General features: G+C 71.4%; 27 protein-coding genes. 11 read left to right on the top strand and 16 right to left on the bottom strand.

The window, feature by feature from the left end; translation table 11 throughout:
• Positions 1 to 7: 7 nt before the first annotated feature.
• Positions 8 to 2,320, top strand: coding sequence for a penicillin acylase family protein (locus AB0J64_RS28980; RefSeq protein ID WP_364033392.1), 2,313 nt, complete (start codon positions 8 to 10; stop codon positions 2,318 to 2,320).
• A 12-nt stretch (positions 2,321 to 2,332) separates the two neighbouring features.
• Here the strand turns inward: AB0J64_RS28980 and AB0J64_RS28975 are convergent, their stop codons facing one another.
• Complete coding sequence (locus AB0J64_RS28975) at positions 2,333 to 3,823, bottom strand: FAD-dependent monooxygenase (protein ID WP_364033389.1); 1,491 nt, start codon at positions 3,821 to 3,823, stop codon at positions 2,333 to 2,335.
• Positions 3,824 to 3,898: 75 nt separating this feature from the next.
• Here AB0J64_RS28975 and AB0J64_RS28970 point away from each other — a divergent pair, with 75 nt between their 5' ends.
• From AB0J64_RS28970 to AB0J64_RS28950, 5 genes are all read left to right on the top strand, one after another.
• Positions 3,899 to 4,510, top strand: coding sequence for a TetR/AcrR family transcriptional regulator (locus AB0J64_RS28970; protein ID WP_364033386.1), 612 nt, complete (start codon positions 3,899 to 3,901; stop codon positions 4,508 to 4,510).
• Between the two features lie 183 nt (positions 4,511 to 4,693).
• A complete protein-coding gene (locus AB0J64_RS28965; protein ID WP_364033383.1) occupies positions 4,694 to 5,128 on the top strand; it encodes a hypothetical protein in 435 nt (144 codons plus the stop codon).
• Entirely contained in the window at positions 5,125 to 6,354 is a 1,230-nt protein-coding gene (locus AB0J64_RS28960) for a divalent metal cation transporter (RefSeq protein ID WP_364033380.1), read from the top strand. Before AB0J64_RS28965 ends, AB0J64_RS28960 begins: the two co-directional genes overlap by 4 nt.
• Positions 6,351 to 6,728, top strand: coding sequence for a hypothetical protein (locus AB0J64_RS28955; protein WP_364033377.1), 378 nt, complete (start codon positions 6,351 to 6,353; stop codon positions 6,726 to 6,728). The genes AB0J64_RS28960 and AB0J64_RS28955 overlap by 4 nt, the downstream gene beginning before the upstream one ends.
• The gene (locus AB0J64_RS28950) at positions 6,715 to 7,074 is read left to right on the top strand and encodes a hypothetical protein (protein WP_364033374.1); all 360 of its coding nucleotides are present in this window, start codon (positions 6,715 to 6,717) and stop codon (positions 7,072 to 7,074) included. The genes AB0J64_RS28955 and AB0J64_RS28950 overlap by 14 nt, the downstream gene beginning before the upstream one ends.
• Positions 7,075 to 7,155: 81 nt before the next feature.
• On the opposite strand, the gene AB0J64_RS28945 is transcribed toward AB0J64_RS28950, so the two are convergent.
• Positions 7,156 to 7,719, bottom strand: coding sequence for a hemerythrin domain-containing protein (locus AB0J64_RS28945; RefSeq protein ID WP_364033371.1), 564 nt, complete (start codon positions 7,717 to 7,719; stop codon positions 7,156 to 7,158).
• Between the two features lie 140 nt (positions 7,720 to 7,859).
• Between AB0J64_RS28945 and AB0J64_RS28940 the strand changes: the two genes are divergently transcribed.
• A complete protein-coding gene (locus AB0J64_RS28940; RefSeq protein ID WP_364033368.1) occupies positions 7,860 to 8,285 on the top strand; it encodes a nuclear transport factor 2 family protein in 426 nt (141 codons plus the stop codon).
• 28 nt (positions 8,286 to 8,313) lie between these two features.
• On the opposite strand, the gene AB0J64_RS28935 is transcribed toward AB0J64_RS28940, so the two are convergent.
• The 4 genes from AB0J64_RS28935 to AB0J64_RS28920 form a co-directional block, all read right to left on the bottom strand.
• Positions 8,314 to 9,291 (bottom strand): sugar-binding transcriptional regulator, encoded by a 978-nt coding sequence (locus tag AB0J64_RS28935; protein ID WP_364033366.1) that lies wholly within the window; start codon positions 9,289 to 9,291, stop codon positions 8,314 to 8,316.
• Positions 9,292 to 9,394: 103 nt separating this feature from the next.
• Positions 9,395 to 10,897, bottom strand: a complete 1,503-nt coding sequence (locus AB0J64_RS28930; RefSeq protein ID WP_364033363.1) for an FGGY family carbohydrate kinase — start codon at positions 10,895 to 10,897, stop codon at positions 9,395 to 9,397.
• Positions 10,890 to 11,843, bottom strand: coding sequence for a transketolase C-terminal domain-containing protein (locus AB0J64_RS28925; protein WP_364033360.1), 954 nt, complete (start codon positions 11,841 to 11,843; stop codon positions 10,890 to 10,892). The genes AB0J64_RS28930 and AB0J64_RS28925 overlap by 8 nt, the downstream gene beginning before the upstream one ends.
• Positions 11,840 to 12,727, bottom strand: a complete 888-nt coding sequence (locus tag AB0J64_RS28920; RefSeq protein WP_364033357.1) for a transketolase — start codon at positions 12,725 to 12,727, stop codon at positions 11,840 to 11,842. The genes AB0J64_RS28925 and AB0J64_RS28920 overlap by 4 nt, the downstream gene beginning before the upstream one ends.
• A 195-nt stretch (positions 12,728 to 12,922) precedes the next feature.
• Here AB0J64_RS28920 and AB0J64_RS28915 point away from each other — a divergent pair, with 195 nt between their 5' ends.
• Both AB0J64_RS28915 and AB0J64_RS28910 read left to right on the top strand, forming a co-directional pair.
• On the top strand, positions 12,923 to 13,915 hold the full coding sequence (locus AB0J64_RS28915) for a sugar phosphate isomerase/epimerase family protein (protein WP_364033354.1): 993 nt from the start codon (positions 12,923 to 12,925) through the stop codon (positions 13,913 to 13,915).
• Entirely contained in the window at positions 13,915 to 15,459 is a 1,545-nt protein-coding gene (locus AB0J64_RS28910; protein ID WP_364033351.1) for a DUF4038 domain-containing protein, read from the top strand. The genes AB0J64_RS28915 and AB0J64_RS28910 overlap by 1 nt, the downstream gene beginning before the upstream one ends.
• Before the next feature lie 55 nt (positions 15,460 to 15,514).
• On the opposite strand, the gene AB0J64_RS28905 is transcribed toward AB0J64_RS28910, so the two are convergent.
• The 3 genes from AB0J64_RS28905 to AB0J64_RS28895 form a co-directional block, all read right to left on the bottom strand.
• On the bottom strand, positions 15,515 to 16,144 hold the full coding sequence (locus tag AB0J64_RS28905) for a Rid family hydrolase (RefSeq protein ID WP_364033348.1): 630 nt from the start codon (positions 16,142 to 16,144) through the stop codon (positions 15,515 to 15,517).
• A 14-nt stretch (positions 16,145 to 16,158) separates the two neighbouring features.
• Positions 16,159 to 17,745 (bottom strand): flavin monoamine oxidase family protein, encoded by a 1,587-nt coding sequence (locus tag AB0J64_RS28900; protein ID WP_364033345.1) that lies wholly within the window; start codon positions 17,743 to 17,745, stop codon positions 16,159 to 16,161.
• A gap of 118 nt (positions 17,746 to 17,863) precedes the next feature.
• Positions 17,864 to 18,847, bottom strand: coding sequence for a DMT family transporter (locus tag AB0J64_RS28895; protein ID WP_364033342.1), 984 nt, complete (start codon positions 18,845 to 18,847; stop codon positions 17,864 to 17,866).
• On the opposite strand from AB0J64_RS28895, the gene AB0J64_RS28890 reads away from it, so the two are divergent.
• Both AB0J64_RS28890 and AB0J64_RS28885 read left to right on the top strand, forming a co-directional pair.
• A complete protein-coding gene (locus AB0J64_RS28890; RefSeq protein WP_364033339.1) occupies positions 18,846 to 18,989 on the top strand; it encodes a hypothetical protein in 144 nt (47 codons plus the stop codon). The genes AB0J64_RS28895 and AB0J64_RS28890 overlap by 2 nt on opposite strands.
• Complete coding sequence (locus AB0J64_RS28885) at positions 18,986 to 19,825, top strand: AraC family transcriptional regulator (protein WP_364033336.1); 840 nt, start codon at positions 18,986 to 18,988, stop codon at positions 19,823 to 19,825. The genes AB0J64_RS28890 and AB0J64_RS28885 overlap by 4 nt, the downstream gene beginning before the upstream one ends.
• A 39-nt stretch (positions 19,826 to 19,864) precedes the next feature.
• Here the strand turns inward: AB0J64_RS28885 and AB0J64_RS28880 are convergent, their stop codons facing one another.
• The 7 genes from AB0J64_RS28880 to AB0J64_RS28850 all read right to left on the bottom strand — a co-directional run.
• A complete protein-coding gene (locus tag AB0J64_RS28880; RefSeq protein WP_364033333.1) occupies positions 19,865 to 20,866 on the bottom strand; it encodes a substrate-binding domain-containing protein in 1,002 nt (333 codons plus the stop codon).
• 11 nt (positions 20,867 to 20,877) lie between these two features.
• Positions 20,878 to 21,873 (bottom strand): ABC transporter permease, encoded by a 996-nt coding sequence (locus AB0J64_RS28875; RefSeq protein ID WP_364033330.1) that lies wholly within the window; start codon positions 21,871 to 21,873, stop codon positions 20,878 to 20,880.
• Positions 21,870 to 23,363 carry a sugar ABC transporter ATP-binding protein gene (locus AB0J64_RS28870; protein ID WP_364033327.1) on the bottom strand — a complete coding sequence of 498 codons (1,494 nt, stop codon included), beginning with the start codon at positions 23,361 to 23,363 and terminating at the stop codon, positions 21,870 to 21,872. The genes AB0J64_RS28875 and AB0J64_RS28870 overlap by 4 nt, the downstream gene beginning before the upstream one ends.
• Positions 23,364 to 23,376: 13 nt before the next feature.
• Positions 23,377 to 23,781, bottom strand: a complete 405-nt coding sequence (gene rbsD, locus AB0J64_RS28865; RefSeq protein ID WP_364033324.1) for a D-ribose pyranase — start codon at positions 23,779 to 23,781, stop codon at positions 23,377 to 23,379.
• Positions 23,778 to 24,719, bottom strand: a complete 942-nt coding sequence (locus tag AB0J64_RS28860; protein ID WP_364033321.1) for a ribokinase — start codon at positions 24,717 to 24,719, stop codon at positions 23,778 to 23,780. The genes rbsD and AB0J64_RS28860 overlap by 4 nt, the downstream gene beginning before the upstream one ends.
• A 77-nt stretch (positions 24,720 to 24,796) precedes the next feature.
• Positions 24,797 to 25,618 carry an aldehyde dehydrogenase family protein gene (locus tag AB0J64_RS28855; RefSeq protein ID WP_364033318.1) on the bottom strand — a complete coding sequence of 274 codons (822 nt, stop codon included), beginning with the start codon at positions 25,616 to 25,618 and terminating at the stop codon, positions 24,797 to 24,799.
• On the bottom strand, positions 25,611 to 25,793 hold a 183-nt coding region (locus AB0J64_RS28850; protein ID WP_364033315.1), incomplete at its 5' end, for an aldehyde dehydrogenase family protein. The genes AB0J64_RS28850 and AB0J64_RS28855, both read right to left, overlap by 8 nt.

The raw sequence follows: 25,793 nt of genomic DNA, 5'->3' as shown, positions 1-25,793 counted from the left end.
GAGCCCGATGACGCTCAAGCTGAGAGCGGCCGCGCTGATCGCGCTGGCCCTGGTCGCCGCCGTCGTGGTGGCGGTACGCCCCGACGCACCGGCCCTGGCGGCGGACGGCCGCTACTCCGCCGAGATCCGCCGCACCGAGTACGGCCTCCCCCACGTGTCCGCCAAGGACTACGGCGGGCTCGGATTCGGGTACGGCTACGCCTTCGCGCAGGACAACCTCTGCGTGCTGGCCTCCTGGGTGGTGACCCTGCGGGGCGAGCGGTCCAGGTACTTCGGCCCCAAGGCGCAGTCCGACGACCCGGCCCGGCCGGTCGCCAACCTGGTCAGCGACGTCTACTACAAGAGCGTCGCCGACTCCGGCGTCGTGCGCCGGCTGCTGAGCCAGCCGCCGCCGGTGGGCCCGAGCGACGAGCTGCGCCGGCTCGTCGACGGCTACGTCGCCGGGTACAACCGCTACCTGGAGCAGACCGGGGCCACGAACCTGCCGGACCCCACCTGCCGGGGCAAGAGCTGGGTCGGCCCCATCACCGCCACCGACATCTGGAACAACATCCTCGACCTCGACCGCATGGCGAGCAGCTCCCAGCTCAAGGAGTACATCGTCGGGGAGGCCGAGGCCGAGGGGGCGCCGCCTGGGCCCGCCCCGGGCAGCAACGGCTGGGCGCTCGGCCGCCGCGCGACCCGTGACGGCCACGGCATGCTGCTGGCCGACCCGCACTTCCCCTGGAACGGGATCCGACGCTTCTACCAGGTGCAGCTGACCATCCCCGGCGTGCTCGACGTCTCCGGCGGCAGCCTGTACGGCATGCCGGTCGTCCAGATCGGCCACAACGCGACCATGGCCTGGACCCACACCGTCTCCCACGCCCAGCGCTTCACGCTCTACCGGCTCGACCTCGTGGACCCCACGAGCTACCGCGTGGACGGCCGGACCGAGCCGATGGGCCGCCAGCAGGTGCAGGTCGCCCTGCAGGACGGCACCGTCGTGGACCACACGCTCCTCACCTCACGCTACGGCCCGGTGCTGGCCGCGGGTCACACCGACAAGGTCGCCTACGCGCTGGCCGACGCCAACGCCGCCAACCTGCGCGCGGCCGACGAGTGGCTGGCGATGGCGAAGTCGCGGAACCTCGCCGAGCTGACGGCCGCCCAGGCCGCGCACCAGGGCATGCCTTTCGTCCACACGCTCGCCACCGACGCCGGCGGGAGCGCCTACTTCGCCGACGCCTCGGTGGTCCCCCACGTCACCGACGCCCAGGCGGAGCGCTGCGCCAAGCCGTCGCCCCTCCCGGGCCTGGAGGAGTACGTCCTGGACGGCTCGACCTCCGCGTGCCTGTGGGGCAAGGACCGCGACGCCGTCGTCCCCGGCATCTTCGGGCCGGCGAGCCAGCCGAGGCTGACCCGCGCCGACTACGTGGCCAACTCCAACAACACCTCCTGGATGACGAACCCGTCGGCGCCGCTGACCGGCTACCCGCTCGTGTGGGGCAAGGCGCGCACCGACCTGGAGCCGCGCCCCCGCGTCAGCCTGGACATGATCGCCCAGCGGCTGTCCGGGACCGACGGGCTCGGCGCTCCCGGCTTCACCTTGGAGACGTTGCAGGCGACCTCGCAGGGCAAGCGCAACTACACCTTCGAGCTCATGCGCCCGGACCTGCTGAAGCTGTGCCGTACCGGCTCGGAGCTGACCACCTCCGACGGCGAGCGGGTCGACGTGGGCGAGGCCTGCCGGACGCTGGCCGCCTGGGACGGGCGGGCCACGCTGGACGCCAAGGGGGCCATCCTGTGGCGCGAGTTCTTCACCCGGCTCGAGCGTCCGACCAAGCCGGGAGACCCCGTGTTCAGCCCGTGGCGAGTGCCGTTCGATCCCGCGCAGCCGCTGACCACCCCGCGGGGGCTCAAGCACGACGACCCGGTGGTGCGGCAGGCCCTGGCCGAGGCCGTGCTCTCCTTCCAGACCAACCACATCCCCCTGACCCTCACCCCCGGCCAGGCGCAGCGTTACTCCTCGATCCCGATTCCCGGCTGCACCGAGGGCGAGGGCTGCTTCGACCGGGTGCGCATGCGCGGCCGGCTCGGCGCCGACGGCCGCTACCCGGAGGTGGACACCGGTTCGAGCTTCATGATGGCCGTCGAGCTCACCCCGGACGGTCCCCGTACGCGCACCATCCTCACCTATTCGCTCTCCACCGACCCCGGCTCGCCCCACCACACCGACCAGACGGCCCTGTTCTCGCGCGGCCAGTGGGTCACCGAGCGTTTCACCGAGGCCGAGATCGCCGCCGACCCGAAGCTGACCACGACCACGGTGCGCGGGTGAGGCACACCGCCCTCAGGCGGGCGGCAGCCAGGCGCGCAGGGCGGCCGTCAGGGTGACCGTGTCGGCGGGCCCCGGGCCGGACGCCCACGCGACCGTCCCGTCCGGCCGGATCAGCGCGGACGCCAGATCGTCGCGGTCCCGTACGGTCGCCTCGGCCACGTCCAGCGCCCCGCGCCACGGCTGCGCCGCCTCGGCGGCCTCGGGCTGCGACGGCGCGTGAACGAGGAGCGGCCGCCCGGACCCGCACAGCTCCGAGAGCGTGCGGGTCCCGCCCGTGCCCGTCACCAGCCGCAGGTCCGGACAGGCGCGACCGGCCAGCGGGTGGGTGGCGGGGTACGGGAGCTCGTACCGGGCGCCGAGCCCGCTCAGCATCCGGCCGAAGTAGCGGTTGACCTCCGGGAGGTCGAGCAGGTCGGACACGATGTCCCGCATGGCCGCCACGTGCGCCCCGGGCAGCAGCAGCGCGGACTGGGCGCGCGTGTTGTGCAGGACGGCCGCGCCGACGGGGTGGCGTTCCGCGGTGTAGGTGTCGAGCAGGCCCTCCGGCGCGCGCCCGGTGACCGTGGCGGCGAGCTTCCAGCCCAGGTTGACGGCGTCCATGAGGCCGAGGTTGAGCCCCTGGCCGCCGTTCGGCGAGTGGACGTGCGCGGCGTCGCCCGCCAGCAGCACCCTGCCGATCCGGTAGGTGGCCGCCTGGCGCGCGCCGTCGGTGAACCGCAGCCCGCCGCGCACCTCCGGGAGCTCGACGTCCACGCCCGTCACCCGGAACAGGCTCGCGCGCATCTCCTCGGCGGTCAGCGGCAGCCCGCGATCCTCGGGAAAGCCGTCGAACTCGACCGTCGCCACCATGCCGGGCGCCCGCATCAGCATGCCCGTGGGGGTCCAGCCCGGTTCGGGGAGCTTGTCGAGGCCGGGGGCGTCGGTCAGGACCCGCCGTACGACGCTCGTGGGCTCCGTGCCGGGGAAGTCGAACCCGGCCAGCTTGCGTACGGCCGAACGTCCCCCGTCGCAGCCGACCAGGTACGGCGCGGACAAGCGCCGCTCTCCGGCCGGGGTGCCGACGGTGACGGTGACGCCGGAGTCGTCCTGGGTCAGCGCGATCACCTCGTGGGCACGCAGGACGGATGGCTCGCGAGTCAGCGAGGTGAGGTGTCCGGCGAGGAGGCGTTCGAGGTCCGGCTGCCAGATCAGCGTGCCGGCCCGGTCCGGCTCCTCCTGCAGGGCAGGGTCGATCTTGAAGATCTGGGCGAAGTGGCCCTTCTCACTGCCGTGGTCGCGCGCCTTGTCGGCGAGACCTTGCTCCTGGTGCGCCGCCAGGGCCGCGCCCAGCCCACGGCGGCGCAGCGCCTCGGTGGCCAGTGCTCCGATCCCGCGGGCCTTGGGCTCGGTGCCCGGCTCGGCGAGCCGTTCCAGCACCAGCGGCCTGGCTCCGGCGAGCCGTAACTCGGCGGCGAGCAGCAGCCCCACCGGGCCGGCTCCGACCACGATGACGTCGGCGTCCATTGTCGCTCCTCGAAACTAGACTAGACCGTCTCGTCTCGTAGACTAGACCACAACCTCAGAAAGTGGGTACAGACCATGACCGACCACCGCCCGCGCCGCTCCCCCGTCAAGCGCCGGGCCATCCTCGACGCCGCGATCAAGGTGTTCACGGACCAGGGGTACGCCCGGGCGAGCGTGGACGCGATCGCCGCGGTGGCGGGGGTGGGCAAGCAGACGGTGTACAGCCATTTCGGGGACAAGGAGCAGCTGTTCCTCGCCGCGATCCAGGAGGCCAGGTCGGCGGTGGGCGCCACGTCGGCCGAACCTCCCGTCGCCTTCAGCGGCGACCCCCGGGAGGACCTCGCCGTGCTCGGCGAGCGGATTCTCGACATCGCGCTCTCGCCCCGCGTGTCCGCGATGCACCGGCTGACCATCGCGGAGGTGGCACACCACCCGGAGCTGCAGCGCACGTGGCGGGAGAGCTCGGCGTCAGCGGACCGCGACGTGGTCGGCTACCTGCGCGAATGCGACGACGACGGTCGGCTGCGGGTCCCCGATCCGGACAAGGCGGCCCGCCAGTTCGCGCATCTGGTGATCACCGAGGGCCGGGTCGAGACGGCGTACGGGATGCTGCCGCTGCGGCCCGAACGGCGCCGCGCCATCGCCGCCGACGCCGCCGACCTCATCGTCCGCGCCCACCACCCCTGAACCGGACAGCGCGCACCCTCCCGGGCTTTACCGGCACCTGTCCGGACCTGGCCGGATGCCTAAACGGTCTTGACCAGGGCAGGGGCTTCCCATGATGGACGAAGGTCTTGTCCTGCTGGCGGCGTGGGGGCAGTACCTGGCTCTGCTGGGCGTGCTCGCGTACGTGGTGCTGCGGCGGCGTGCATGAGGAAAGCATGGCCGGCGGTGCTGGCGGGTGTACTGGTGGTGGCGGGCTGTTCGAGCCCGGCGTGGGACGATCGTGACTACGAGCTGAAGGCGGCCTCGTCGGCGGAGGCGGTCGGCTCGACGGTCGAGGTGGTGCGGCTGGCCGTGGGCGGCGACGGGCGGCTGACCCGGCCGTACCTGAAGGTGCTGCTGACGAACGCGGCCGAGCAGGTGCAGGGGGTCAACGACCAGTTCGGCGGCGTGCAGCCGCCGACCGAGCGGGCCGAGCAGCTGGGCGAGCAGTTGCTGAAGGTCACCGAGCAGGCCGAGAAGGTCGTCTCGGGGCTGCTGGTGGAGGTCAGGCGCGATCGCGTGAAAGATCCGTCCGCGGCGGTACGTGAGCTGGCGCAGCTCGGCGAGAGCCTGCGGCACTTCCAGGATGTGCACGAATGAAGAAGCTCCTGGGCATCACGCTGGGCATCCTTACCGCGATCGGCGGTTTCGTGGACATCGGCGACCTGGTCGCCAACGCCCTGGTGGGCTCGCGCTTCGGCATGTCACTGGCATGGGTGGTGCTGCTGGGCGTCGTGGGCATCTGCGTCTTCGCCGAGATGTCCGGCCGGATCGCGGCCGTCTCGGGGCGGGCGGTGTTCGACCTGGTACGCGAGCGGCTCGGCCCGAGGGCGGGGCTGGCGAACCTGGGCGCGTCGTTCTTCATCCTCGGGATGACGGTCGCGGCGGAGATCGGCGGCGCGGCGCTGGCCCTGGAGCTGGCGACCGGCGTCAACTACCTGCTGTGCGTGCCGGCCGTGGCGTTCGCGGCGTGGCTGGTGATGTGGCGGGTGCGGTTCGAGACGCTGGAGCGGGTCTTCGGGCTGGCCGGGCTGGCGCTGGTGATCTTCGTCGTCGCGCTGTGGCAGCTCGGGCCCGACTGGGCGCAGCTGTGGCACCAGGCCAGCCATCCCGTCCCGCCGCAGGACGAGGGGGTGCCCACCTACTTCTACTACGCGATCGCGCTGCTGGGCGGGGCGATGACGCCGTACGAGGTGTTCTTCTTCTCCTCCGGCGGGGTGGAGGAGAAGTGGACCCGCCGCGATCTGTCGGTCTCGCGGGCGAACGTGCTGATCGGGTTCCCGCTCGGCGGGCTGCTGTCGCTGGCCATCGCGGCGTGCGCGGCCACGGTGCTGCTGCCGGCGCACGTGCAGGTGGACTCCCTCGACCAGATGGTGCTGCCGGTCGCCCTCGGGGCCGGCCAGGTGGGGCTGGCGCTGGTGATCCTGGGCGTGTTCGCGGCCACGTTCGGCGCGACGCTCGAGGTGGCGCTGTCGTCCGGGTACTCCCTGAGCCAGTACTTCGGCTGGCAGTGGGGCAAGTTCGTCCGGCCCCGGGAGGCGGCCCGCTTCCACGCCACCATCCTCGTGGTGATGATCGTGGCGACGGCGCTGATCCTGACCACCATCGACCCGATCATGGTGACCGAGTACTCGCTGGTGTTCTCGGCGGCGGCGCTGCCGCTGACGTACCTGCCGGTCCTGATGATCGCCAACGACCGGGACTACATGGAGGACAAAGTAAACGGTGTCTTCTCCAACACCCTGGGCACGATATTCATGATCCTTCTTGTCGCGGTGTCGATCGCCGCCATCCCGCTCATGCTGGCCACGAAGGCGGGCCAATGACCAGGGCCCGCGTGCTCCACGCGCAGCTGCACCTGCTGGACCGCCAGGTCGTGCACGACCGCGACGGCCGCCTGGTGTGCAAGGTCGACGATCTGGAGCTGGACTTCGACGACCAGGGCCGCCCGTACGTCACCGCCATCCTGATGGGGCCGCTCGCGCTCGGCCCGCGCGTGGGAGGGGTGTTCGGCAGGCTCATGGTGGGCGCCGCCCGCCTGCTGGGCGCGCAGGCCCCGCCCCGCATCCCCATGGCGGACGTCAGCCGCGTCGCCAGCGCCGTGCACGTCGGCGGCGACCTGGAACGCCCCGCGCTCGAACGCTGGGTCCGCACCCGCTTCATCGAACCCATCCCAGGAGCCCGGCATGAGGCTGAGTGACCTTCTCGGCAGCCCGGTCCGCGACAGCTCGGGCGAGGTCGTCGGACAGGTCGCCGACGTGCGGCTGGTGCAGGACGGGCCGCTGCTGCGGCAGGTCCAGCACGCCTTCCGCGTCGCCGGCCTGATCGTCGTCGCCCGTCACACGGGACGCCTGTTCGGCTACGAGCGCGGCCCGGCCATCAAGGGTCCCTGGCTGGTCAGGGCCGTGGTACGGGCGCTGCACCGCCACACGCGTTATGTTCCGTGGGAGCAGGTCGACCGGATCGACGGCGCCGACATCCTGCTACGCGTGCCCAAGCGCGACCTGGCCCACGTGTCCGAGCTGTACGCGGAGAGAATTTCCTGACGCGGCCGCCCTGTTCGGTCACCGGCCGCTTGCGCGGATCCCGCCTGATCGACAGGCGGGTTCCGCGCGTCCGGCCGGCCGCTAGGAACGTCCCCGGCCGCTGAGGGCGTCGCGGACGCGATCCACCAGGCCGGCCCCCGGCGCGAGCAGCTTGTTCGCCGGCGGGGTGTCAGGCGCCGACGGGTGCGGCCTGGTCGGGGCCAGTTTCTTGGCGCGCTGCACCTTGTCACCCAGCTCGACCAGCTGCTCGGGCGGGCAGGCGGCGCGCAGCTTCGGGAAGAGGTCGCCCTCCTCCTCTTGGAGGTGGTGGCGGATCTGGCGCATCAGGAGCTCGGTGGTGGGCCAGAAGTCGTCGTCGCGCGGCTCCAGCGCCTCCAGCCGCTTCATCGTCTCCTCGGCCTCGGAGTGCTCGTTGATCTCGTGGTCGGCGATCTCGTCTCCGCCGGGCACGTGCTTGCGTACGGCCGGATAAAGGTACTCCTCCTCGGCGACCGAGTGCCGCACCAGCTCGATGACCACTTGCTCGGCCAGCGTCTTGGCCTCGTCGCTGATGCCGCCCTTCATGTGCTCGAGCTTGGTGAACATCTGCTCGACCTCGCGGTGGTCGGTGACCAGAACCGCGATCACATCCTGCTGCGTGTCCACACGGACTCCCCTCGTTTCGCCATTGCGGTGGGGATGTCCCGTTCCCCCAGGCAGCCGGCGAAACCTGCCCGGCCGGGACGGCCTTGTCCAGAGATACCGTATGCTGTACGGTACATCGTACGGTTTAAGAGAGGGGAAGCATGTATCAGCCGAGCGGCGAGGAACTGAAGAGCATCGAGACCTGGTTCGCCGAGTACGACGCGCTGGCCGAGCAGGGCGCGATCGAGGAGCTGGCCGACCTGGCCGTCTTCCCGATGAACCTGGCCACCGACGTGCCCGACGGCTACGCGGCCGTACGGCAGTGGACCCGGGCGGAGTACATCGAGGCGATGAAGGAGGCCATGGGCGGCGGCACGGCGGGGCTGGATCTCGAGTCGAAGAGGACGCCGCGCTTCATCAGCCCGAACCTCGTGGTCGTGGAGACCGAGGCGACGATGACGGTCGCGGACCGAAGGGAGAGCATGCACTACGCCGATCTGCTGGTGCGCACCGAGGACGGCTGGGCCTTCCAGACCATGGTCCAGGGCGGCTGGGGATACGGCTGGCCGGCCGCGAAACGCGGCTGACCAGCGGCAGCCGCGTTGAGCCGGCGGCTCAGCCGGCGCAGAGGAGGCGGGCCACGCGCAGGTCGGTGATGAGGATGTTGATCCAGCCCCCTTCGACGGCGGCCTTGATGGCGGAGAGCTTGCGCATCCCGCCCGCCACACCGACCCGCCGTCCGACCGCGCGGAAGGTGGGTGCGTCGATGCCGATGACCCGCTGGTCGAAGCCGGAGTCGACGGGTTTGCCCGCGGCGTCGAAGAAGTGCAGGCACACGTCCCCGACCGCGCCGAGGGCCCGCAGCTCCTCCTGGTCGGCCTGGCTGACGGCGTTGCCGCTGCTGAGCAGCAACGGCGACGGCTCAAGGCTGCCGATGCCGACCAGCACGACGGTCAGGTCGTTCCACTGGGCCTGGACGTCGATCACGGTGGGGTCCTGCAGCAGCGCGTCGCGGATCGGCGTGGTCGCGACCACGCCGGGAAGGGGCACGAAGACGGGCCGGGCGTAGGTGAGGTTGGCCAGGCGGGCCACCAGCCGGGTGGCGTGCACCTGGGCCTCGGGGCTGCCGACGCCGCCGACGAGCTGGATGACGCGGTCGGCGACCTGGGAGTTCTTCTGCGGCATGCGTTCGACGGTGGCCAGCAGCGTCTCGCTCCACGAGGAGATGCCGATCACGTCGCCTCCCGTGAAGGTGACGCTGAGGTAGCTGGCCGCCGCCGAGGCGAGCGGCGGGATGACGTCGTCCTGATGGTCTTCGACGTCCACGACCACGGCGTCGCGCAGGCCGTAGCGCCGCTGCAGCTCCTCCTCCAGCTCGGTGTGCACGCCTTCCGGCAGCGTGACCACCGTGCGCACCATGCCTCGTGTGACCGCCTCCTTGAGCAGGCGGGACACACGGGGCTGGGAGATGTTGAGCGTGGCGGCGATCTCGGGCTGGCGCATGTCCTGCTCGTGGTACATGCGGGCCACCCTGGCCAGGAGCCGGAGGTGATCCTTGGTCGTATCGCGCGTCCCTCCCGGATTGGGGGCCACCGCGCACCACCTTCCTCTCGGCGCCTCCGCCGACTTTCTATTCACGCCTGGACGATTGATTCAGCTTATTGCGCGTCCGCCCTGGCGGCATTCGCCGGGGAGGTCATTTTCTGGCGCGGTGGACGGCCGCGTGCCAGGCGGCCTTCCTGCGCGCGCGCTCGGCCTCGTCGATGTCCGGCTGGAACGTCTCGGCGGGCCGGTGCCGCGCCTCCAGCTGCTCAAGGGTCCAGAGCTCGGCCGCGAGTCCGGCGGCGTCCGCGACACCGAGCGCGGACAGGTCGTGCTCGGCGGACCGGGCCACGGCCCGGCCGCTGACGTCGGCCTGGAGCTGCATCAGGCGGGCGCTGCGGATGAGGCCGCCGTCGGCCATGAGGACGCTTACGTGCCCGACGGCCTGGTCGATCGCCGCTACCACGTCCTCGACCTGGAAGGCGACGGCCTCCAGGGCGGCGGCCACGAGCTCGGCGCGCCGGGTGCCCAGGGTCAGGCCGGTGACGACGGGGGTGGCGTCCGGGTCCCACCACGGGGCGCCGAGACCGCCGAAGGCCGGGACGAAGTGCACGCCGGCCGGGCCGGCGTTCTCGGCCTCGGCCAGCAGCACGTCGGCGCCGACGCCGAACAGCTCGGCCAGCCAGCTGATGGTCCGGCCGGTCGCGCGGATGTTGCCCTCGACGGCGTCCGCCGGCCCGGCCCCGAGGTCCCAGGCGATGCTGCGGCAGAGTCCCGGCACGTCGCCGGGGCCGGCGGGCAGGTGGCCGGGGTCGTGGCGGGGGCCGGGGTCGTAGCGGGGGCCGCCGATCGCCATCACCGACGAGCCGGTGCCGTACGTGGCCTTGACGACGCCGGACCGCCATCCCCCATGCGCGAACATGGCGGCGTGCGAGTCGCCCATGACGGCCAGCACCGGCACGCCGTCGGGCAGCGGCGCCAGGTCCCGGACCCCGGGGAAGGGGCCGGAGGAGGCGACCACCCGCGGCAGGACCTCGCGCGGCACGCCGAAGAGGTCGAGCAGCCGCTGGTCCCAGTCCCGGGTCGCCAGGTCGAGCAGCTGAGTGCGGGAGGCGTTGCCGACCTCGACGACGTGCTCGCCGCCGAAGCGGCTGAGCAGCCAGGAGTCCACGGTGCCCAGGCAGAGCTCCCCCGCGCGGCTGCGCCGCCGGTCCGGGTCGTACGTGTCGAGCAGCCAGCGCGCCTTGAGCGCGGAGAACATGGGGTCCAGCGGCATCCCGCTCACCGACCGCACCAGCTCGGCCGCCCCGGTGGCGGCCAGCTCGCGGCACCGGGCGGCGGTGCGCTGGTCCTGCCAGCTGATCAGCGGCCCGGCGGGCTCGCCGGTGCGGCGCTCCCACAGCACCAGCGACTCGCGCTGGTTGCTGAACCCTACCCCGGCGACCCGGTCGGCCTGCGCGGGATCCACGCAGGCGGCGACCGCGCGCCGCACGCTCTGCCAGAGCTCCTCGGCGGACTGCTCCACCCAGCCGGGGCCGGGCCGGCTCTCGGCGACCGGTACGGCGGCGCGCGAGACGACCCGTCCCCCGGCGTCGACGAGCAGCGCCTTGGTCGAGCCGGTGCCCTGGTCGACGGCCAGGACGAGCGGGCTAGCCATGGCGCTTCAGGTCCTTCACGGCGGCGACGATGCCGTCGGCGGAGAGCCCGAAGTGGTCGAGCAGGAAGGCCGCCTCGCCGGTGGGGGCGAACACGCGGGGCACGCCGAGGATCCGCATCGGGACGGGGTGGCGGGTGACGACGGCGGCGGCGACCGCCGCGCCGAGGCCGCCGCTGATGGTGGCCTCCTCGGCGGTGACGATCCCGCCGGTCTCGCGCGCGGCCGCGACGACGGCCTCCTCGTCCAGCGGGTCGAGGAAGGGCATGTTGAGCACGCGTACGGAGATGCCCTCCTCGCGCAGGCGGGCCGCCGCCTGCAGGGCGCGGGAGGTCAGGGAGCCGATCGCGATCACCGTGACGTCGTCGCCGTCCTGGACCAGCACCGCCCGGCGCGGCTCGAAGGGCGCGTCGTCGGGCGTGACCACGGGCACCTTGAAGCGCGGGATCCGCACGTACGAGGGACGGCCGGAGGCCGCCGCCCACCGCACGGCGGCACGGGTCTGCACGGGATCGGCCGGGACGATCACGTCGAGGTTCGCGACCGCGCGCATCCACGACAGGTCCTCGATCGAGTGGTGGGTGGGCCCCAGCTCGCCGTAGGCCATGCCGGGGCTCTGGCCGCAGAGCACCACGTGCGCCTCGCTGTAGGCGACGTCGGCCTTGATCTGCTCCAGGGCACGGCCGGTCAGGAACGGCGCCGCCGCGCACACGAACGGGATCTTGCCCGCGTTCGCCAGCCCCGCGGCCACCCCGACGAGGTCCTGCTCGGCGATGCCGACGTTGATCAGCCGTTCGGGGTACCGCTCGCGGAAGCCGACGAGGTTGCTGGAGCCGACGGAGTCGTTGCACACGGCCACGATCCGCTCGTCCCGCTCGGCCAGGGCCAGGAGCTCCGCGGCGAAGTCCTGGCGGCAGTCGAACACGGCCTGCTGCTCGGTGAGGGTCATCGCGCCAGCTCCGCGAGCGCCGCCTCGACCTGCTCGGGGCTGGGCACCTTGTGGTGCCACTCCACCCGGTCCTCCATGAACGACACACCCTTCCCCTTGATCGTGTTGGCGATGACGGCGACCGGGCGGCCGGTGGACGAACCGCTCATCGCCTGCAGCAGCGCGAGGTGATCGTGCCCGTCGACCTCGCGGACCTCCCAGCCGAAGCTGCGCCACTTGTCGTCCAGCGCGCCCAGGGCGTTGGTCTCCTCCGTCCTGGCGCCCTGCTGCAGCCGGTTGCGGTCGACGATCGCCGTCAACGACGAAAGGCCATGGTGGGCGGCGGCCATGGCGGCCTCCCAGTTGCTGCCTTCCTGCAGCTCACCGTCCCCGAGGACCACGAACGTACGCCAGTTCGCCCGGTCGAGCCTGGCCGCCAGCGCGCATCCGGTGGCCACCGGCAGGCCGTGCCCGAGAGCGCCGGTGTTGGTCTCGACACCGGGAACCTTGATGCGGTTGGGGTGACCGTTCAGCGCCGACAGCGGCGCCATGAACGTGTCCAGCTCCGCCACCGGGAAGAATCCGCAGTGGGCCAAAGTGGCGTAGAGAGCGGCCGCGCAATGCCCTTTGCTCAGGACGAATCGGTCGCGCCCAGGCCACTGCGGGCGTTCCGGATCGATCGCCAGCACGCCGTAGAAACAGGTGACCAGGATGTCGGTCACCGACAGGTCGCCACCGATGTGCCCCATGCGGGCCCGGTCGATCATCCTGACGACGCTCCGGCGTACCTCGGTGGCCAGGCGGTCCAGCTCTGCCGCGGCGGCGTGCCGGTCGGCCGCGCGAATGCGCCCGGCCAGCTCCCGGTAGGCGGCCGACTGCGCCGGATCGGAAGGCAGCAACGACATCACCGCTCCGCCGTATATTGAATATCCATTCCATCATGATTAGGCATATTTCGAAGCTAAGGCGCGCCTCGGACCTCTGTCAATGAGGTGCCATGCTGCTTCTTGACGGCCGCGTGCCGCCGACGTTACATTCCGCTTGAATAGCCAGCCATGGATGAATAGAAATTCATGGACAGGGATGGGAGAAAGACCCGCATGACGGCAGAACCTCTCTTCGGCGCAGGTCTGTGGCACTTCGGGCAGTTCCGCGACCGGTACGCCACCGACGGGTACGGCCCGCCCGTCTCCACGCTGGAGGCGATCGACCGCGCCGGCCAGGTCGGCAGCCTGTCCGTGGTCGACATCAACCACCCGTTCAACCCGGCCGACCTCGACGTGGATCTGCTGGAGGAGCGCCTCAAGGCCAACGGGCTGCGGGCCATCGCGCTGACGCCGGAGATCTACACCAGGAAGTTCGCCCGGGGCGGCTTCACCAATCCCGATCCCGAGATCCGGCGCGCGGCCATCGAGCTGGTGAGCGAGTCCGCCGATCTTGCCCGCCGCCTCGGCTGCGACTACGTCAAGCTCTGGCCGGGCCAGGACGGCTGGGACTACCCCTTCCAGGCCGACTACAAGGCGCTGTGGCGGATGTCCATCGACGCCGTGCGCGAGCTGGCCCAGCGCCACCCCGACCTGCGCTTCGCCATCGAGTACAAGCCGCGCGAGCCGCGCAACCGCATGACCTTCTCCTCGGCCGCCCGCACCCTGCTGGCCATCGAGAAGATGGACGTGCCCAACGTCGGGATCCTGCTGGACTTCGGCCACTCCCTGTACGGTCTCGAGTCCCCCGCCGACGCGGCCCAGCTCATCCTCGAGCACGACCGCCTGTTCGCCATCGACGTCAACGACAACTTCCGCGGCTGGGACGACGACATGGTCGTCGGCTCCATCCACCTGGTGGAGACCTTCGAGTTCTTCCACACCCTGCGCCAGGCGAACTGGCAGGGCGTCTGGCAGCTCGACCAGTTCCCCTTCCGCGAGGACGCGGTGGAGGCGGCCCGGGCCGGGATCGAGGTCATGCGGACGATCTGGCGGGCGCTGCAGGTCCTCGACGTGGACGCCCTCGCCGAGGCGCAGGCCCGCCAGGACGCGCTGGCCGCGCAGCGCATCGCCCGCAAGGCGCTGCTCGCGGCCCAGGTGGACGGCTGATGGGGGAGGTCACGCGCGTCGCCGGAGCCTGGCGCGAGGCGGAGATCACCCTCACCGCCTCGGCCGACATCCCCGACGCCTACACCGCTGTCGACGTCTGGGCCGATTTCATCCACGACAGCGGGCTCACCCTGCGCCGGCCCGCGTTCTACGACGGCGGCCGTACCTGGCGGGTCCGCTTCAGCTCGCCGCTGCCGCACGGCCGGTGGCACTGGAGCGCCGGCGCGTCCCTCGACGACCCAGGCCTTCGCGGCGTGAGCGGGATCGTCGAGGTCGAGCCCGCCGAGCCGGGGGCACACCGGTTCCGGCGGCACGGCTTCTGGAGGATGTCGCCGGGCGGGCGCAGCCTCGTCCACGCCGACGGCACTCCCGCGATCCTCGTCGCCGACACCGCCTGGGCCCTGCCCTGGCGGGCCACCGAGGAGCAGGTACGCGTCTACGCGGCCGACCGGCACGCCAAGGGCTTCAACGCGGTGCTGCTCATGTCCGTCCAACCCGACATGCGCGCCGTGGGCCCGCGCGACCGTGAGGCCGACGAGGGCTTCGACGTCGCCTTCGAGGACCTGCCCACCGGCCACGTCAACGACCTCAACCCCGCCTACTTCCAGTACCTGGACCGGCTCCTGGACATCCTGGTGGAGCACGAGATCGTGCCCGTCCTGCAGCCGGTCTTCCAGGGCTTCGGCTGGAAGGGCCTCGACGTGGCCGGCACCGTCGTACCGGCCGCCGAGTACGCCCGCTACTGCCGCTACCTGGTGGCCCGCTACGGCGCCCGCCCGGCGATCTACCTGGTGGGGGCCGACGGCTCCGGCCTCGAGCCGCAGGTCCCGGCCGGCGGCGCCGAGGTCCACGCCTGGGACTGCTACGCCCAGCCCACCGGCATCCACTACCGCCCGCACGCCGACAACCGCGCCTGGCAGGACGCCGACTGGCTGGACTTCCAGTGGTGCCAGACCGGCCACCGAGGCGAGCACGTCCCCGAACGCGTCGCCGACATGTGGCGCAACGCCCCGGTCAGAGCCGTCGCGAACGGCGAGCCGACCTACGAACAGACCCGCTCCCGTGACAACGCCGCCGGCTGGTGGCAGGGCCACGAGGCGTGGAGCAACCTGTGCGCCGGAGGCACCATGGGCGTCGTGTACGGCGCCGCCAACATCTGGCAGTGGAAGCTGCACGAGGACGAGCCGGGCCACTCGGCGTACTTCCTGGCGCCGTCCGGCGGCTGGCGCGACTCCCTGGCCTTCGAGGGCTCCGCGTACGTCGGGCTCCTCGGCAAGATCCTGGACGGGCTGCCCACCACCGACATGGAGCCGGACTGGCAGACCTTCATCAGCCCGCGTGCCCTGCGCGTGCCCGGCCGCCTGCACCTGATCTACCAGGAGAACGGCGCCCCGCTCCGCACGATGCGCGAGGAAGGGCTGCCTACGCGTTATCGCATCATCGACCCGCGGACCGGACGCACCCTGGAGCAGGGACCGCGCGAGCCCGGACAGCAGATCGGCGAGGAATGCCGGGAGCCCCGGGTGGTCGTCTTCCACGACTGAACACGCGGTGACAGGCCGCCGAGCTCCGGCTCGACGGCCCGCTCCAGCGGGGCGGTCAGTGCTTGTACGCGGCGACCACCTCCACCTCGACGAGCCAGCCCGCGACCGGGAGGTTGGCGATCTCGATCGTCACGCGGGATGGGCGGGCCGGGTTGACCTCCATGGGCGGGGCGGGCGGGGCCGTGCCGAGCGGGACGGGTACGGCCTGGCCGGTGGCCAGGTCCGTGTTGGCGAAGAACTGGCGGTACGCGCGGTTCCAGCCGGTGAAGTCGGCCGCCTCGGCTCCCGGAGCCTTCTCCAGGTAGGCGCGCATGGAGATGACGTCGGCGAGGCCCAGGCCGGCCGCGGCGAGGTTGGCCTTGATGCGCTTGAGCACGTTGAGGGCCTGGGCCTCGGTGACGGTGACGCCCTGGGGCAGGGTTCCGCCGGAGAGGTCGACGTAGCGTTCGGGAGAGTCGGCGGGGGCCGCGGGGTTGGCCGCCGCCGGCCCAAGGCCGCTGGCGGTGTACGTGGCCACCAGTTTTCCGAGCGCCACTCCGTCGGCGATCACAGGATTGGCGTTGCCCGCGGGGAGGAACGGCTTGACCTCCTGCGGCCGGGGCGACCAGGTGGGGGTGGCGGCAGCCGCGCTCGTGCCGAGGACGAGGACGACGGCCGCGGGGAGAGCAACAGTGCGGATCTTCATGCGGTGGTGTCCTCTCAAGAGGTGCTCAGGACGCGCTGGTGCAGCTCGGTGACGACCTTGCGGGCGGACTCCAGGGCTCCCGCCTGCCAGGCGATCAGGTAGCTCAGCCAGTCTCCCGCGAAGTACACGCGCCCGGCGGGTTTGCCGAGGAGTTGGTACGCGCCCTGTCGGGACGGCCAGCTCACCCACGCGCCCTCGATGTGCGGCTGGAGTTTCCAGGCGATGGACACCGACGACGCCAGTTCGTCGCGATATTTCGCGCCATGGAGCTTCATGCCCTGCTCGATCGCGCGGCGCTCGCGCTCGGCGGGCTTCAGCGCGGCATACGCGTCGGCCTGGGCGCCGAAGTTGTAGTAGCCGACGACCATGCCGCGCGCCGTCCCGTACCCGTAGGAGGGATACCAGATCGTGGCCAGATCGAGGTCGGTGGCGGTGACGCCGCCGTAGATGTCCTCGTCGGTCTCCCACCAGCGGCGGCGGTACTCCAGACCGATCTTGCCGGCGTTCGCGACGGTCGGGGTGGCGAGGGCGGCCTGGACCTCCGCGCCGAGGTTGTGCGCGGTCTTGGCGAGGATGTGCGGGGGCATCGCCGCGACGCACAGATCTGCCTTGATCTTCTGGGTACGGCCGTGGCGGTCCTGAAACTCCACCTCCACGCCGTCCTGCAGATCGGTGATCTTGGTCACCTTGGCCCGCAGCCGGATCCGCTGCCGCCCGATCTTGTCGGCGAAGGCCCGTGGGATCGCGTCCATGCCGCCCACCGGCTGGAACATCAGCATCGCCTGTTCGTAGCCGAACTCGAACGCGAACCGCTGCCCGACGCCGCTCGCCAGCACCTCCGACAGCGACGGCACCGGCCCGAGAACCGTACCCTCCTGCTCGGCCGCGCCCGGGTTCACGCTGTGGCCGCGGCGGGAGGTTCCGGAGTACTTGAATCCGCTCGCCTTGTCGCCCACCGCCCCGAAGCTCGACAGAAAGGCGATCAGCCGCTCTTTGTCCTGCGCGGTGAGGGCGGCGTCCAGCGCCCCCGCGTCGGTCGCCCGCGACAGCAGCTCCGAGACGTACCCGAACACGTCGGCCTTGGCGGTACGCCAGCGGACGGGGGCCGACATGTTCTGGTGGTAGATGTACGCCTGGGCGTTGGAGTTGGTGAAGACCTCCAGGTCCACGCCGAGCTCGCGGCAGTAGTCCATGGTGACCATCCACTGCGCCAACCGGGCCGGGCCCGCGTTGAGGTAGAGGCCGTCACTGAAGCGCGCGACCTGCGTGGAGCCGTCGAGCTCGGTCACGCGGTCGCCGCCACGAACGGTCCAGTTCCGGCCGCCGACCCGGTCGAGCGCCTCCAGGATCGTGCAGTCGTAGCCCGCCTTGCCCAGCTCGTACGCCGTGGCGAGGCCGGCTATCCCCGCGCCGAGGATCACCACCTTCTTCGCGGACCGCCCGGTGAGCGAGAAGTCGGACGGCTGTGGCGGGCCGAAGGTTCCCTTCGTGGCCGCCTCGGCGGACGGCGCAAGCCCGAGCGCGCCCATGGTCGCGAAGAGCGCGCCTGCCCCGCCGGAAACACCGACGGCGGACAGGAAATCGCGTCTGCTGTACCCCAACACTTACCTCCAAGGTTCTGCTGGAGGTAAGTGTTGGGACGCTTTGTTGCCGATCATCCTGGCTTGTGTTGTTTGTGAGTTTCAAGCCGATCATCGTTGTTTGTGGTGAAAGTGAGCTTCAAGCGTCTCCTGTGCCCTGCGCAGTGGGCGCGGGTTCCGGCGTGGCGGCGCGGCGCCGCGCCGGGAGCCTGCCCTGGGTGACGGCGAGGACGGCGCCGACCAGGAGGACGGCCGCGCCCGCCGCCTGCACCGTACCGAACGATTCGCCCAGGAACACGGCGGAGCAGGCGGTCCCGATGACGGGCACGAGGAACATCATGATGGACGCCGAGGCCGGGCCCACGGCGCCGATGCCCCGGTAGTAGAGCAGGTTCGCCACGGCGGTCGGGCCGAGCGCCACGAAGGCGACGTTCAGCCAGACGTAGGCGGGCACGTCCTGCCAGGCGACCTCGACGGCCGACGGCGCGCTGTAGATCGCCAGCAGGATCGACCCGCTCAACGTCGCGTACGTCGTCGCCTTGAGCGGGTCGATGCCGGCCAGCACCCGCCGACCGGACAGCGTGAACGCCGCCCAGCAGCAGGCGCTGAGCAGGAAGAGCAGATCCCCCACGAGCCGGCCCTGGCCCGCGCCCGCCTCCCCGCCCGAGCCCACGAAGAAGATCACGGCGCCGGCCGCACCGGTCGCCAGCCCCGCCACCCGCGCCGCCGACGCCTTCTCCCGGCCCGCGATCAGCAGGAAGGACGTGGTCAGCACGGGACTCATGACGGGGACGATGGTGCTCCCGTCGATCGCCGGGGCCAGCGACAGCCCCCAGAAGAAGAACAGGTTGTACACGAAGACACCGAGCACGCCCGCCCCTGCCGCCCTCGCCCAGTCACGCGGCGACGTCCGCTGACGGCCGCCGGCCTGCCGGGAGAGCTTCAGGGCGACCAGCAGCGCCAGCGCGCCACCGCCGAACCGCAACGTCGCGACCACGGAATGGGGCAGGTGGTCGACGATCACCTTCGAGCTGCTGAAGCCGCTCCCCCACAGCAGCATCGTCGTGGCCAGCAGGAGGTACGGCCGGCTCCCTACCGGGCCACTCGATACAGTGCTTGACATGGGGTTCCCTCCGCAACACGACTTCCCGCGCCCGGCGGCCGAGCAGGCGGACGCGGCGGCAGCGATCATCCTGCGCCCGAGGCGGCACCACGGTCTTGTACGTTCGTGCGCCGCCGAAGGCCGCGGGCGGGTGACGGCATGACCGGCAGGACCGCGCGGGAGTGGGCCAGCTACTGGCGCTCGCCGGAGATGCCGCTGGAGGCCATGTACGCGCGGTTTCTGCGCCACCGCTACCACCGGCACAGCCACGAGACCTACTCCTTCGGCGTCACCGAGTTCGGCGCGCAGACCTTCACCTGCCGGGGTGCGGAGCACACGAGCGCGGCAGGGATGGTGATGGCGTTCAACCCCGACGAGGTGCACGACGGACACGCGGCCCACGAGCTGGGCTTCACGTACCGGATCGTCCACATCGGCCAGGAGCTGATCGCCGACGCGCTCGCGGACATGGGCGGTCGCCCCGCCGGGCTGCCCCTGTTCGCCACCCCGGTCCTCAACTCGCCGGTGCTCGCGACGCGGCTGCGCGAGCTGCACACCGCGCTGCTGCACGGCGCCGGCCCACTCGAGCGCGACGAGCTGCTCTCCTCCGCCGTCGCCGCCCTGGTGAGCCTCGCCGCGCGTACGCCGCCCCGGCCGCCCGCCGCCCTCGGCACGCCCGCCGTCGCGCACCTCGCCGCGAAGGCGCGCGAGCTGATCCACGACCGCTACGCCGATCCGATCGGCGCCGACGACCTCGCCGCCTGGACCGGTTCCAGCCGGTACGCCGTCTACCGGGCGTTCCGGAGCGCCTATGGGCTGGCGCCGAGTGAGTACCAGCGCCAGCTGCGGCTGCGCGCCGCTCGCCGCCTGCTCGCCCAGGGGCACCCCGCCGCCCGGGTCGCGAGCGAGTCAGGGTTCACCGACCAGGCCCACCTCACCCGCTGGTTCACCCGCTCGTACGGCGTCACGCCCACCCAGTACCGGCTGGCGAGAACGTAGAAACGCCTGCTCGGGCGAGCCCCGAGCAGGCGGTCACTCCTACTTGAGGCTGTCCGGGACCCCGGACTTGTCGCCGAGGCCGACGAGGTAGTCCGCGTACTCCTTCACGTTGTCCTTCTTGACCAGCTTGCCCTGCAGCGTCTCGTCGGCCTGCACCTGCTTGCCACCCAGGACGTCGGCGGCCAGAGAGACGACCTTCTGCCCGAGCGCGAACGGCGACTCGGCGTTCGTGGCGTACATCTCGCCCGCCGCGACAGCGGCCAGGGCGTCGGCGATGCCGTCGTTGCCGACGACCTTGACCTTGCCCACCAGGTTGCGGGCCTTGAGGGCGGACAGCACGCCCATGGCCATCTCGTCGTTGGCCGCGTACACGCCGTCGATGTCGGGGTTGGCCTGCAGCACGTTCGTCATCACGTTCAGGGCCTTGGACCGGTCGAAGTCGGCCGCCTGCGTGGCGACGACCTTGATGTCCTTGTGCGTGGCGATCTGCTGCTGGAAGCCCTTGCTGCGGTCCTGGGCCACGTTGGTGCCGAGAATGCCCTGGATCTCGACGACCTTGCCCTTGCCGCCGACGGCCTCGGCCAGCGCGTCGGCCGCGTTCTTGCCTGCCTGAACGGCGTCGTAGCCGACGAACGTGGCCAGCTTGCCGCCGGACGGCTTGCGGTCGAACGCCATGACGGGGATGTTCGCCGAGTTGGCCTGGGTGACGGAGCTGATGGCGGACTGACTGCCCACCGGGTCGAGGATGAGGATGCCGGTCTGCTTGGAGATGGCGGTCGTCGCCTGGTTGAGGAAGGTGGCGTCGGAGTTGTCGGCGTTCTGTACGTTCAGGGTGATGCCGCTCTTGGCGGCCTGAGCCTCGGCACCGTCCTTCACGCTGATGAAGAACGGGTTGCCGAGCGTGCTCATGATGATCGTGGCGTCCTTCTTGCCGGACGCCTGGGCGGCGCCCGTGGCGGTCTCCTCGCCGCCTCGGCTGCAGGCGGTCAGGGAGACGGCGGCCAGGATCGCGACGGCGACGAGTTTACGGGGAGTGCGCATGGGTCTTTCCTTCAGATGTGCTGGGCGAGTTCTGGGGTGCGTACGGGGGATTCGGACTTGCGTGGGACGAGCCTGCGCAGGACGTCCACGTTGCGGTCGAGGAAGACGGCCAGGAGAATGACCAGGCCCTTCACGACGTCCTGCAGGAACGGGGAGACGTCGAGCAGGTTCATCCCGTTGTCGATGACGCCGAGGACGAGCGCGCCGACGAGGGTGCCGAGCAGGGTGCCGCGGCCGCCGGCCAGGCTGGTGCCGCCGATGATGACGGCCGCGATCGCGTCCAGTTCCAGGCCCGCGCCGGCGGTCGGCTGTGCCGTGGAGAGGCGGGCGGTGATGATGAACCCCGCCAGGGACGCCAGCACGCCGCTGATGACGAAGGCGAGGATCTTGACGCGGTGGACCCTGATGCCGGACAGCCGCGCGGCCTCGACGTTGTCGCCGGTGGCGTAGACGTACCGGCCGAAGCGGGTGCGCGCCAGGACGAACCCGAAGACACCGAACGCCACCAGCATGATCCACACCGGCACGGGCACGCCCGCGAACCTGGCCTGCCCGATCCCCTGGAAGTCGTAGTCCGTCACCGGGACGGGGTTGCCCGAGGTGACATGCAGGGTGAGCCCGGCGAACACCGACATCGTGGCCAGCGTCGCGATGAACGACGGCATCCGGGTCCTGGTCACGAGCAGGCCGTTGATCAGCCCGATGGCCACGCCGGTGGCCAGGCCCGCGGCCAGCGCGGCGATCAGGCCGTACTTGCCGAGCGTCAGGGCGGTGACGACGGCGGAGAAGCCGAGCGCCGAGCCCACGGACAGGTCGATCTCGGCCAGGATGATCACGTACGTCTGCCCGGCCGCGAGCAGCGCGGCCACGGAGGTCGCGAGCGCGACGTTGAGCAGGTTCGTGGGGGTGAGGAAGACCGGCGAGGCCACCGAGAGGACGATCCCTACCAGGAGGAGCATCCACACCGCGCGCAGCCGGCCCGCGACGGTCTTGAGCTTCGAGGTCATGCGGCACCTACCAGTGCGTGCTTGAGGATGGACTGCTCGTCGAGGTCGTCGCCGGTCAGCTCGGCGACGAGCCGTCCCTCGCGCATCACGACCACGCGGTCGGACATGGCGACGAGTTCCGGCAGGTCGGAGCTCACGAGCAGGACGGCGACGCCGTCCGCGGTGAGCCGGTTGATGATCCGGTAGATCTCGGTCTTGGCACCGACGTCCACGCCACGGGTGGGCTCGTCCATGAGCAGCACCCGCGGCCTGGTCATCACCCATTTGGCGAACAGGGCCTTCTGCTGGTTGCCGCCGGACAGGGAGCTCACCGCGACGGACGGCGAGGCCGCGCGCACCCGCAGCTCGGAGATGACCGCGCCGGTGGCCGCGCGCTCCTTGCCGCGCCGTACGACACCGCTCCCGGGGCTGAACTCGCGCAGCGAGGCCAGCGACACGTTCGACTCGACCGACTGGCCCATGCACAGGCCCTCCGCCTGCCGGTCGGGCGACAGGTAGGCGATGCGGCTGCCGATCGCGTCCTGGACGCCCGCGACGCGTACGCCGGAGCCGTCCACGAGCACGGAACCGCCGGTCAGCGGCTGGAGGCCGAACAGCGCGCGCAGCAGGTCGCTGCGCCCGCAGCCGACCACGCCGCCGATGCCGACCACCTCGCCCGCCCTGACCTGGAGATCGACGTCGTGGAAGCGGGCGCCGCTCCCGCCACGCACCTCCAGGACGACCTCGTCTCCGGCGTTGCGTTCCTTGGGGTAGAAGTCGTCCACGGCGTCGCCGACCATCCCCGTGACGACCTCGGCCGGGGTGAGCCGCTCGGTGGGGGCGTCGAGCGTGACCCGGCCGTCGCGCAGCACGACGATGCGGTCCGACAAGGCGAAGACCTCGTCCAGCCGGTGGCTGATGTAGATCACCGAGACGCCGGCCTCGCGCAGCCGGTTCACCTGGGCGAAGAGCTGCTCCGACTCCTGCTCGTCGAGCGCCGCCGTCGGCTCGTCCAGGATGATCAGCCGCAGCTCGTGCGTCATGGCCTTGGCGATCTCGAGCATCTGCCGCTCGGCCACGCTCAGCTCGCTGACCTGGCGATGCACGTCGATCTCCATGCCCAGGCGGCGCAGCGCCTGCCTGGCCTCGGCGGCCATGCGCTGCTTGGAGACGAACAGGCGGCCGAAGGCGCGCTCGCGGTCCAGCACGTACATGTTCTCGGCCACGCTGAGGTGCGGGAACAGGTTCTGCTGGAACTCCTGATAGATGACCTCGATGCCCTGCGCCATCGCGGCCTGCGGGTCCTTGAGGACCGTCGCGGTCCCGTCGATCAGCAGCCGCCCGGAGTCGGGCTGGTGCGCGCCGGAGATCACCCGGGTGAGCGTGGATTTGCCCGCCCCGTTCTCCCCGACGAGCGCCACGACCTCGCCGGGGCCGACGTCGAAGCTGACGCCCCGCAGGACGCTGTTGTCGCCGAAGGACTTGCGCACATCGGCCAGCTGGAGATGCATGCCAGGCCCCCGATCAGTAGACGACGCCCGCGGTGAGCAGGACGTTGGCGTACGGAGTGAACTCGCCGGAGCGCACGGCCGCCCTGGCCCCGGCGGTGGCCTGCTTGAACTCGGTGTGCGGCAGGAACTCCAGCGTCAGGCCGAGCCGGTCGAACCGCTCCTTGATCGCGGCAAGCATGTCCGGGCTGTGCTGCTTGATCTCCTCGGACAGCAGCACGCCCTCCACGGCCACCTCGTCGAGCACCGCGTCCAGCAGGTCAAGGAATCGGGGCAGATTCTCCCTTACGGCCAGGTCCACGCGTTCCACGTCGCGCGGGATGGGGAGGCCCGCGTCGGTGACGACGATCGTGTCCGTGTGGCCGAGCTCGGAGATCACGCGGGCGAGCTGGGCGTTCAGCGTTCCCTGGTTGCGCCTCATCGGGGGGCTCCTTCCATAGAGGTGTTGATCAAGGGCTCGACCTCGTCCCTTCCGGGGAGCGAGGGGCTCGCTCCCGCCTTGGTGGTGGCCAGGGCGCCGGCCGCCATGCCGTACTGGATGGCGGTGTCCACGTCGAGCCCGGCGGCGAGGGCTCCGCCGAAGAAGCCGGTGAACGCGTCGCCGGCCGCCGTGGTGTCCACGGGCGTCACGGCGTATGCGGGGAAGTGGCGGGTGCGCTCCTTCGTGACCGACAGGGCGCCGCCCGCGCCGAGGGTGATGATCGCGTGGCCCACGCCGCGCTCCAGGAACCAGGCCGCCGCCCGCCCCGCCGACTCCAGGTCGGTGACCTGCACGCCGGTCAGCACGGTGGCCTCGCTCTCGTTCGGGGTCACGATGTCGAGGTACGGCCACACGTCGTCCGGCAGCTCCTGGGCGGGCGCCGGGTCCAGGACCACCGTCAGCCCGGCCGCCGCGCCCGCCCGCGCCGCGTGGCAGGCGACCTCCGTCCGGATCTCGAGCTGGAGCAGCAGGACGCCGACCCGGTCGCGGACGCGTTCGACGCTCTCCGTGACCATCGCCTCGTCGAGGGAGGCGTTGGCGAGCGGCGTGATGACGATGTCGTTCTCGCCCGACGCGTCCACGCGGATGTGGGCGACGCCCGTGCGGCCCTCGACCGTGCGGACCTCGGTGAGCGTGACGCCGTGCGTCTCCAGGCCGGACAGCACGATGTCGCGGAACGGGTCCTGGCCCACGCAGGCGACCATCCAGGTCGGCGCGCCGGAGTGGGCCGCGGACACGGCTTGGTTCGCGCCCTTGCCGCCGAGTACGAGGGTGAAGTCGTCGCCGAGCACGGTCTCACCGCGCCGCGGCAGCCGCCGGCTGAACGCCGTGACGTCCGCGGTGATGCTCCCGACGACGAGAACACCGGTGGGTTCCATGGGGGTTCCTCCAGATTCGGGGATGGGGGACCCGAGGGCACGGCCCATCTGCCGTGTCCTTGCGGGTGCGGGGCCGATCAGATCCCGGCGGGGTGCCAGACCGTCTTGGTCTCCATGAACGCGGTCATGCGTCTCGTTCCTTGGTCGTTGTCCGCTGCGAGCACACGCTTGAAGTTCTCGGCCGCCGCCTGCGCGCAGGCCAGCGCCAGGTCGGGGGCTCCCACGCCGGTGAGGTCGAGCCCGTTCACGTCCATGTGCGCCGCCAGCCAGGGCGCCAGTTCGGCCTGGTGCCCGGTGAGGATGTTGACGACGCCGCCCGGCAGGTCGGAGGTCGCCAGCACTTCGGCGAACGTGATCGCGGGCAGCGGCGCCCGTTCCGAGGCGACCACGACGCAGGTGTTGCCGGTGACGATCACGGGCGCGACGGCGGAGACGAGGCCGAGCAGGGGGTCGGCGGGCGCGACGACCGCCACCACTCCGGCCGGTTCGGGCGAGGACAGGTTGAAGTACGGCCCCGCCACCGGGTTGGCCGATCCGCGCACCGCGGCGATCTTGTCGGCCCAGCCCGCGTACCAGACCAGCCGGTCCACCGCGGCGTCGGTCTGCTCCATCGCCTGCTTGCGCGGGCCGCCGATCTCGTCGGCGAACTGCGCACGGCGGCCCTCCAGCATCTCCGCAACGCGGTAGAGAATCTGCCCCCTGTTGTACGGCGTGGCACCAGACCAGCCGGGGAACGCCTTGCGCGCGGCCACCACGGCGTCGCGGGCGTCCTTGCGCGAAGCTCTGGCGGCGTGCTCCGTTCTCGTCACCGGGTAGGACCTCCCGCTCTCCGAGCGCGGGAACGCTCCACCGATGAAGAGCTTGTACGTTTTACGCACGGTCAATCGTCGATCAGACATCGAGGTATGCCTCCAGGCCGTGCAGCCCGCCCTCGCGGCCGTAACCGGATTCCTTGTAGCCGCCGAACGGCGAGGCGGGATCGAACTTGTTGAACGTGTTGGCCCAGACGACCCCGGCCCGCAGCCTGTCGGCCATCCACAGGATGCGCGAGCCCTTCTCGGTCCAGATGCCGGC

This window comes from Nonomuraea sp. NPDC049695 (genome assembly GCF_040674955.1).
Lineage (GTDB): Bacteria > Actinomycetota > Actinomycetes > Streptosporangiales > Streptosporangiaceae > Nonomuraea > Nonomuraea helvata.
This window is presented reverse-complemented; position numbering and strand designations above follow the sequence as displayed.

What these genes read in the sequence shown, in the direction of transcription:
- AB0J64_RS28970 (WP_364033386.1), top strand. Translation starts at nt 3,899, where the DNA reads ATGACCGACCACCGCCCGCGCCGCTCCCCCGTCAAGCGCCGGGCCATC.
- AB0J64_RS28975 (WP_364033389.1), bottom strand. Translation starts at nt 3,823, where the DNA reads ATGGACGCCGACGTCATCGTGGTCGGAGCCGGCCCGGTGGGGCTGCTG.
- AB0J64_RS28920 (WP_364033357.1), bottom strand. Translation starts at nt 12,727, where the DNA reads ATGTCGTTGCTGCCTTCCGATCCGGCGCAGTCGGCCGCCTACCGGGAG.
- AB0J64_RS28910 (WP_364033351.1), top strand. Translation starts at nt 13,915, where the DNA reads ATGGGGGAGGTCACGCGCGTCGCCGGAGCCTGGCGCGAGGCGGAGATC.
- AB0J64_RS28905 (WP_364033348.1), bottom strand. Translation starts at nt 16,144, where the DNA reads ATGAAGATCCGCACTGTTGCTCTCCCCGCGGCCGTCGTCCTCGTCCTC.
- AB0J64_RS28890 (WP_364033339.1), top strand. Translation starts at nt 18,846, where the DNA reads ATGGGGTTCCCTCCGCAACACGACTTCCCGCGCCCGGCGGCCGAGCAG.
- rbsD (WP_364033324.1), bottom strand. Translation starts at nt 23,781, where the DNA reads ATGAGGCGCAACCAGGGAACGCTGAACGCCCAGCTCGCCCGCGTGATC.
- AB0J64_RS28880 (WP_364033333.1), bottom strand. Translation starts at nt 20,866, where the DNA reads ATGCGCACTCCCCGTAAACTCGTCGCCGTCGCGATCCTGGCCGCCGTC.
- AB0J64_RS28965 (WP_364033383.1), top strand. Translation starts at nt 4,694, where the DNA reads ATGAGGAAAGCATGGCCGGCGGTGCTGGCGGGTGTACTGGTGGTGGCG.
- AB0J64_RS28855 (WP_364033318.1), bottom strand. Translation starts at nt 25,618, where the DNA reads ATGTCTGATCGACGATTGACCGTGCGTAAAACGTACAAGCTCTTCATC.
- AB0J64_RS28925 (WP_364033360.1), bottom strand. Translation starts at nt 11,843, where the DNA reads ATGACCCTCACCGAGCAGCAGGCCGTGTTCGACTGCCGCCAGGACTTC.
- AB0J64_RS28960 (WP_364033380.1), top strand. Translation starts at nt 5,125, where the DNA reads ATGAAGAAGCTCCTGGGCATCACGCTGGGCATCCTTACCGCGATCGGC.
- AB0J64_RS28870 (WP_364033327.1), bottom strand. Translation starts at nt 23,363, where the DNA reads ATGCATCTCCAGCTGGCCGATGTGCGCAAGTCCTTCGGCGACAACAGC.
- AB0J64_RS28940 (WP_364033368.1), top strand. Translation starts at nt 7,860, where the DNA reads ATGTATCAGCCGAGCGGCGAGGAACTGAAGAGCATCGAGACCTGGTTC.
- AB0J64_RS28875 (WP_364033330.1), bottom strand. Translation starts at nt 21,873, where the DNA reads ATGACCTCGAAGCTCAAGACCGTCGCGGGCCGGCTGCGCGCGGTGTGG.
- AB0J64_RS28895 (WP_364033342.1), bottom strand. Translation starts at nt 18,847, where the DNA reads ATGTCAAGCACTGTATCGAGTGGCCCGGTAGGGAGCCGGCCGTACCTC.
- AB0J64_RS28860 (WP_364033321.1), bottom strand. Translation starts at nt 24,719, where the DNA reads ATGGAACCCACCGGTGTTCTCGTCGTCGGGAGCATCACCGCGGACGTC.
- AB0J64_RS28915 (WP_364033354.1), top strand. Translation starts at nt 12,923, where the DNA reads ATGACGGCAGAACCTCTCTTCGGCGCAGGTCTGTGGCACTTCGGGCAG.
- AB0J64_RS28950 (WP_364033374.1), top strand. Translation starts at nt 6,715, where the DNA reads ATGAGGCTGAGTGACCTTCTCGGCAGCCCGGTCCGCGACAGCTCGGGC.
- AB0J64_RS28885 (WP_364033336.1), top strand. Translation starts at nt 18,986, where the DNA reads ATGACCGGCAGGACCGCGCGGGAGTGGGCCAGCTACTGGCGCTCGCCG.
- AB0J64_RS28930 (WP_364033363.1), bottom strand. Translation starts at nt 10,897, where the DNA reads ATGGCTAGCCCGCTCGTCCTGGCCGTCGACCAGGGCACCGGCTCGACC.
- AB0J64_RS28955 (WP_364033377.1), top strand. Translation starts at nt 6,351, where the DNA reads ATGACCAGGGCCCGCGTGCTCCACGCGCAGCTGCACCTGCTGGACCGC.
- AB0J64_RS28980 (WP_364033392.1), top strand. Translation starts at nt 8, where the DNA reads ATGACGCTCAAGCTGAGAGCGGCCGCGCTGATCGCGCTGGCCCTGGTC.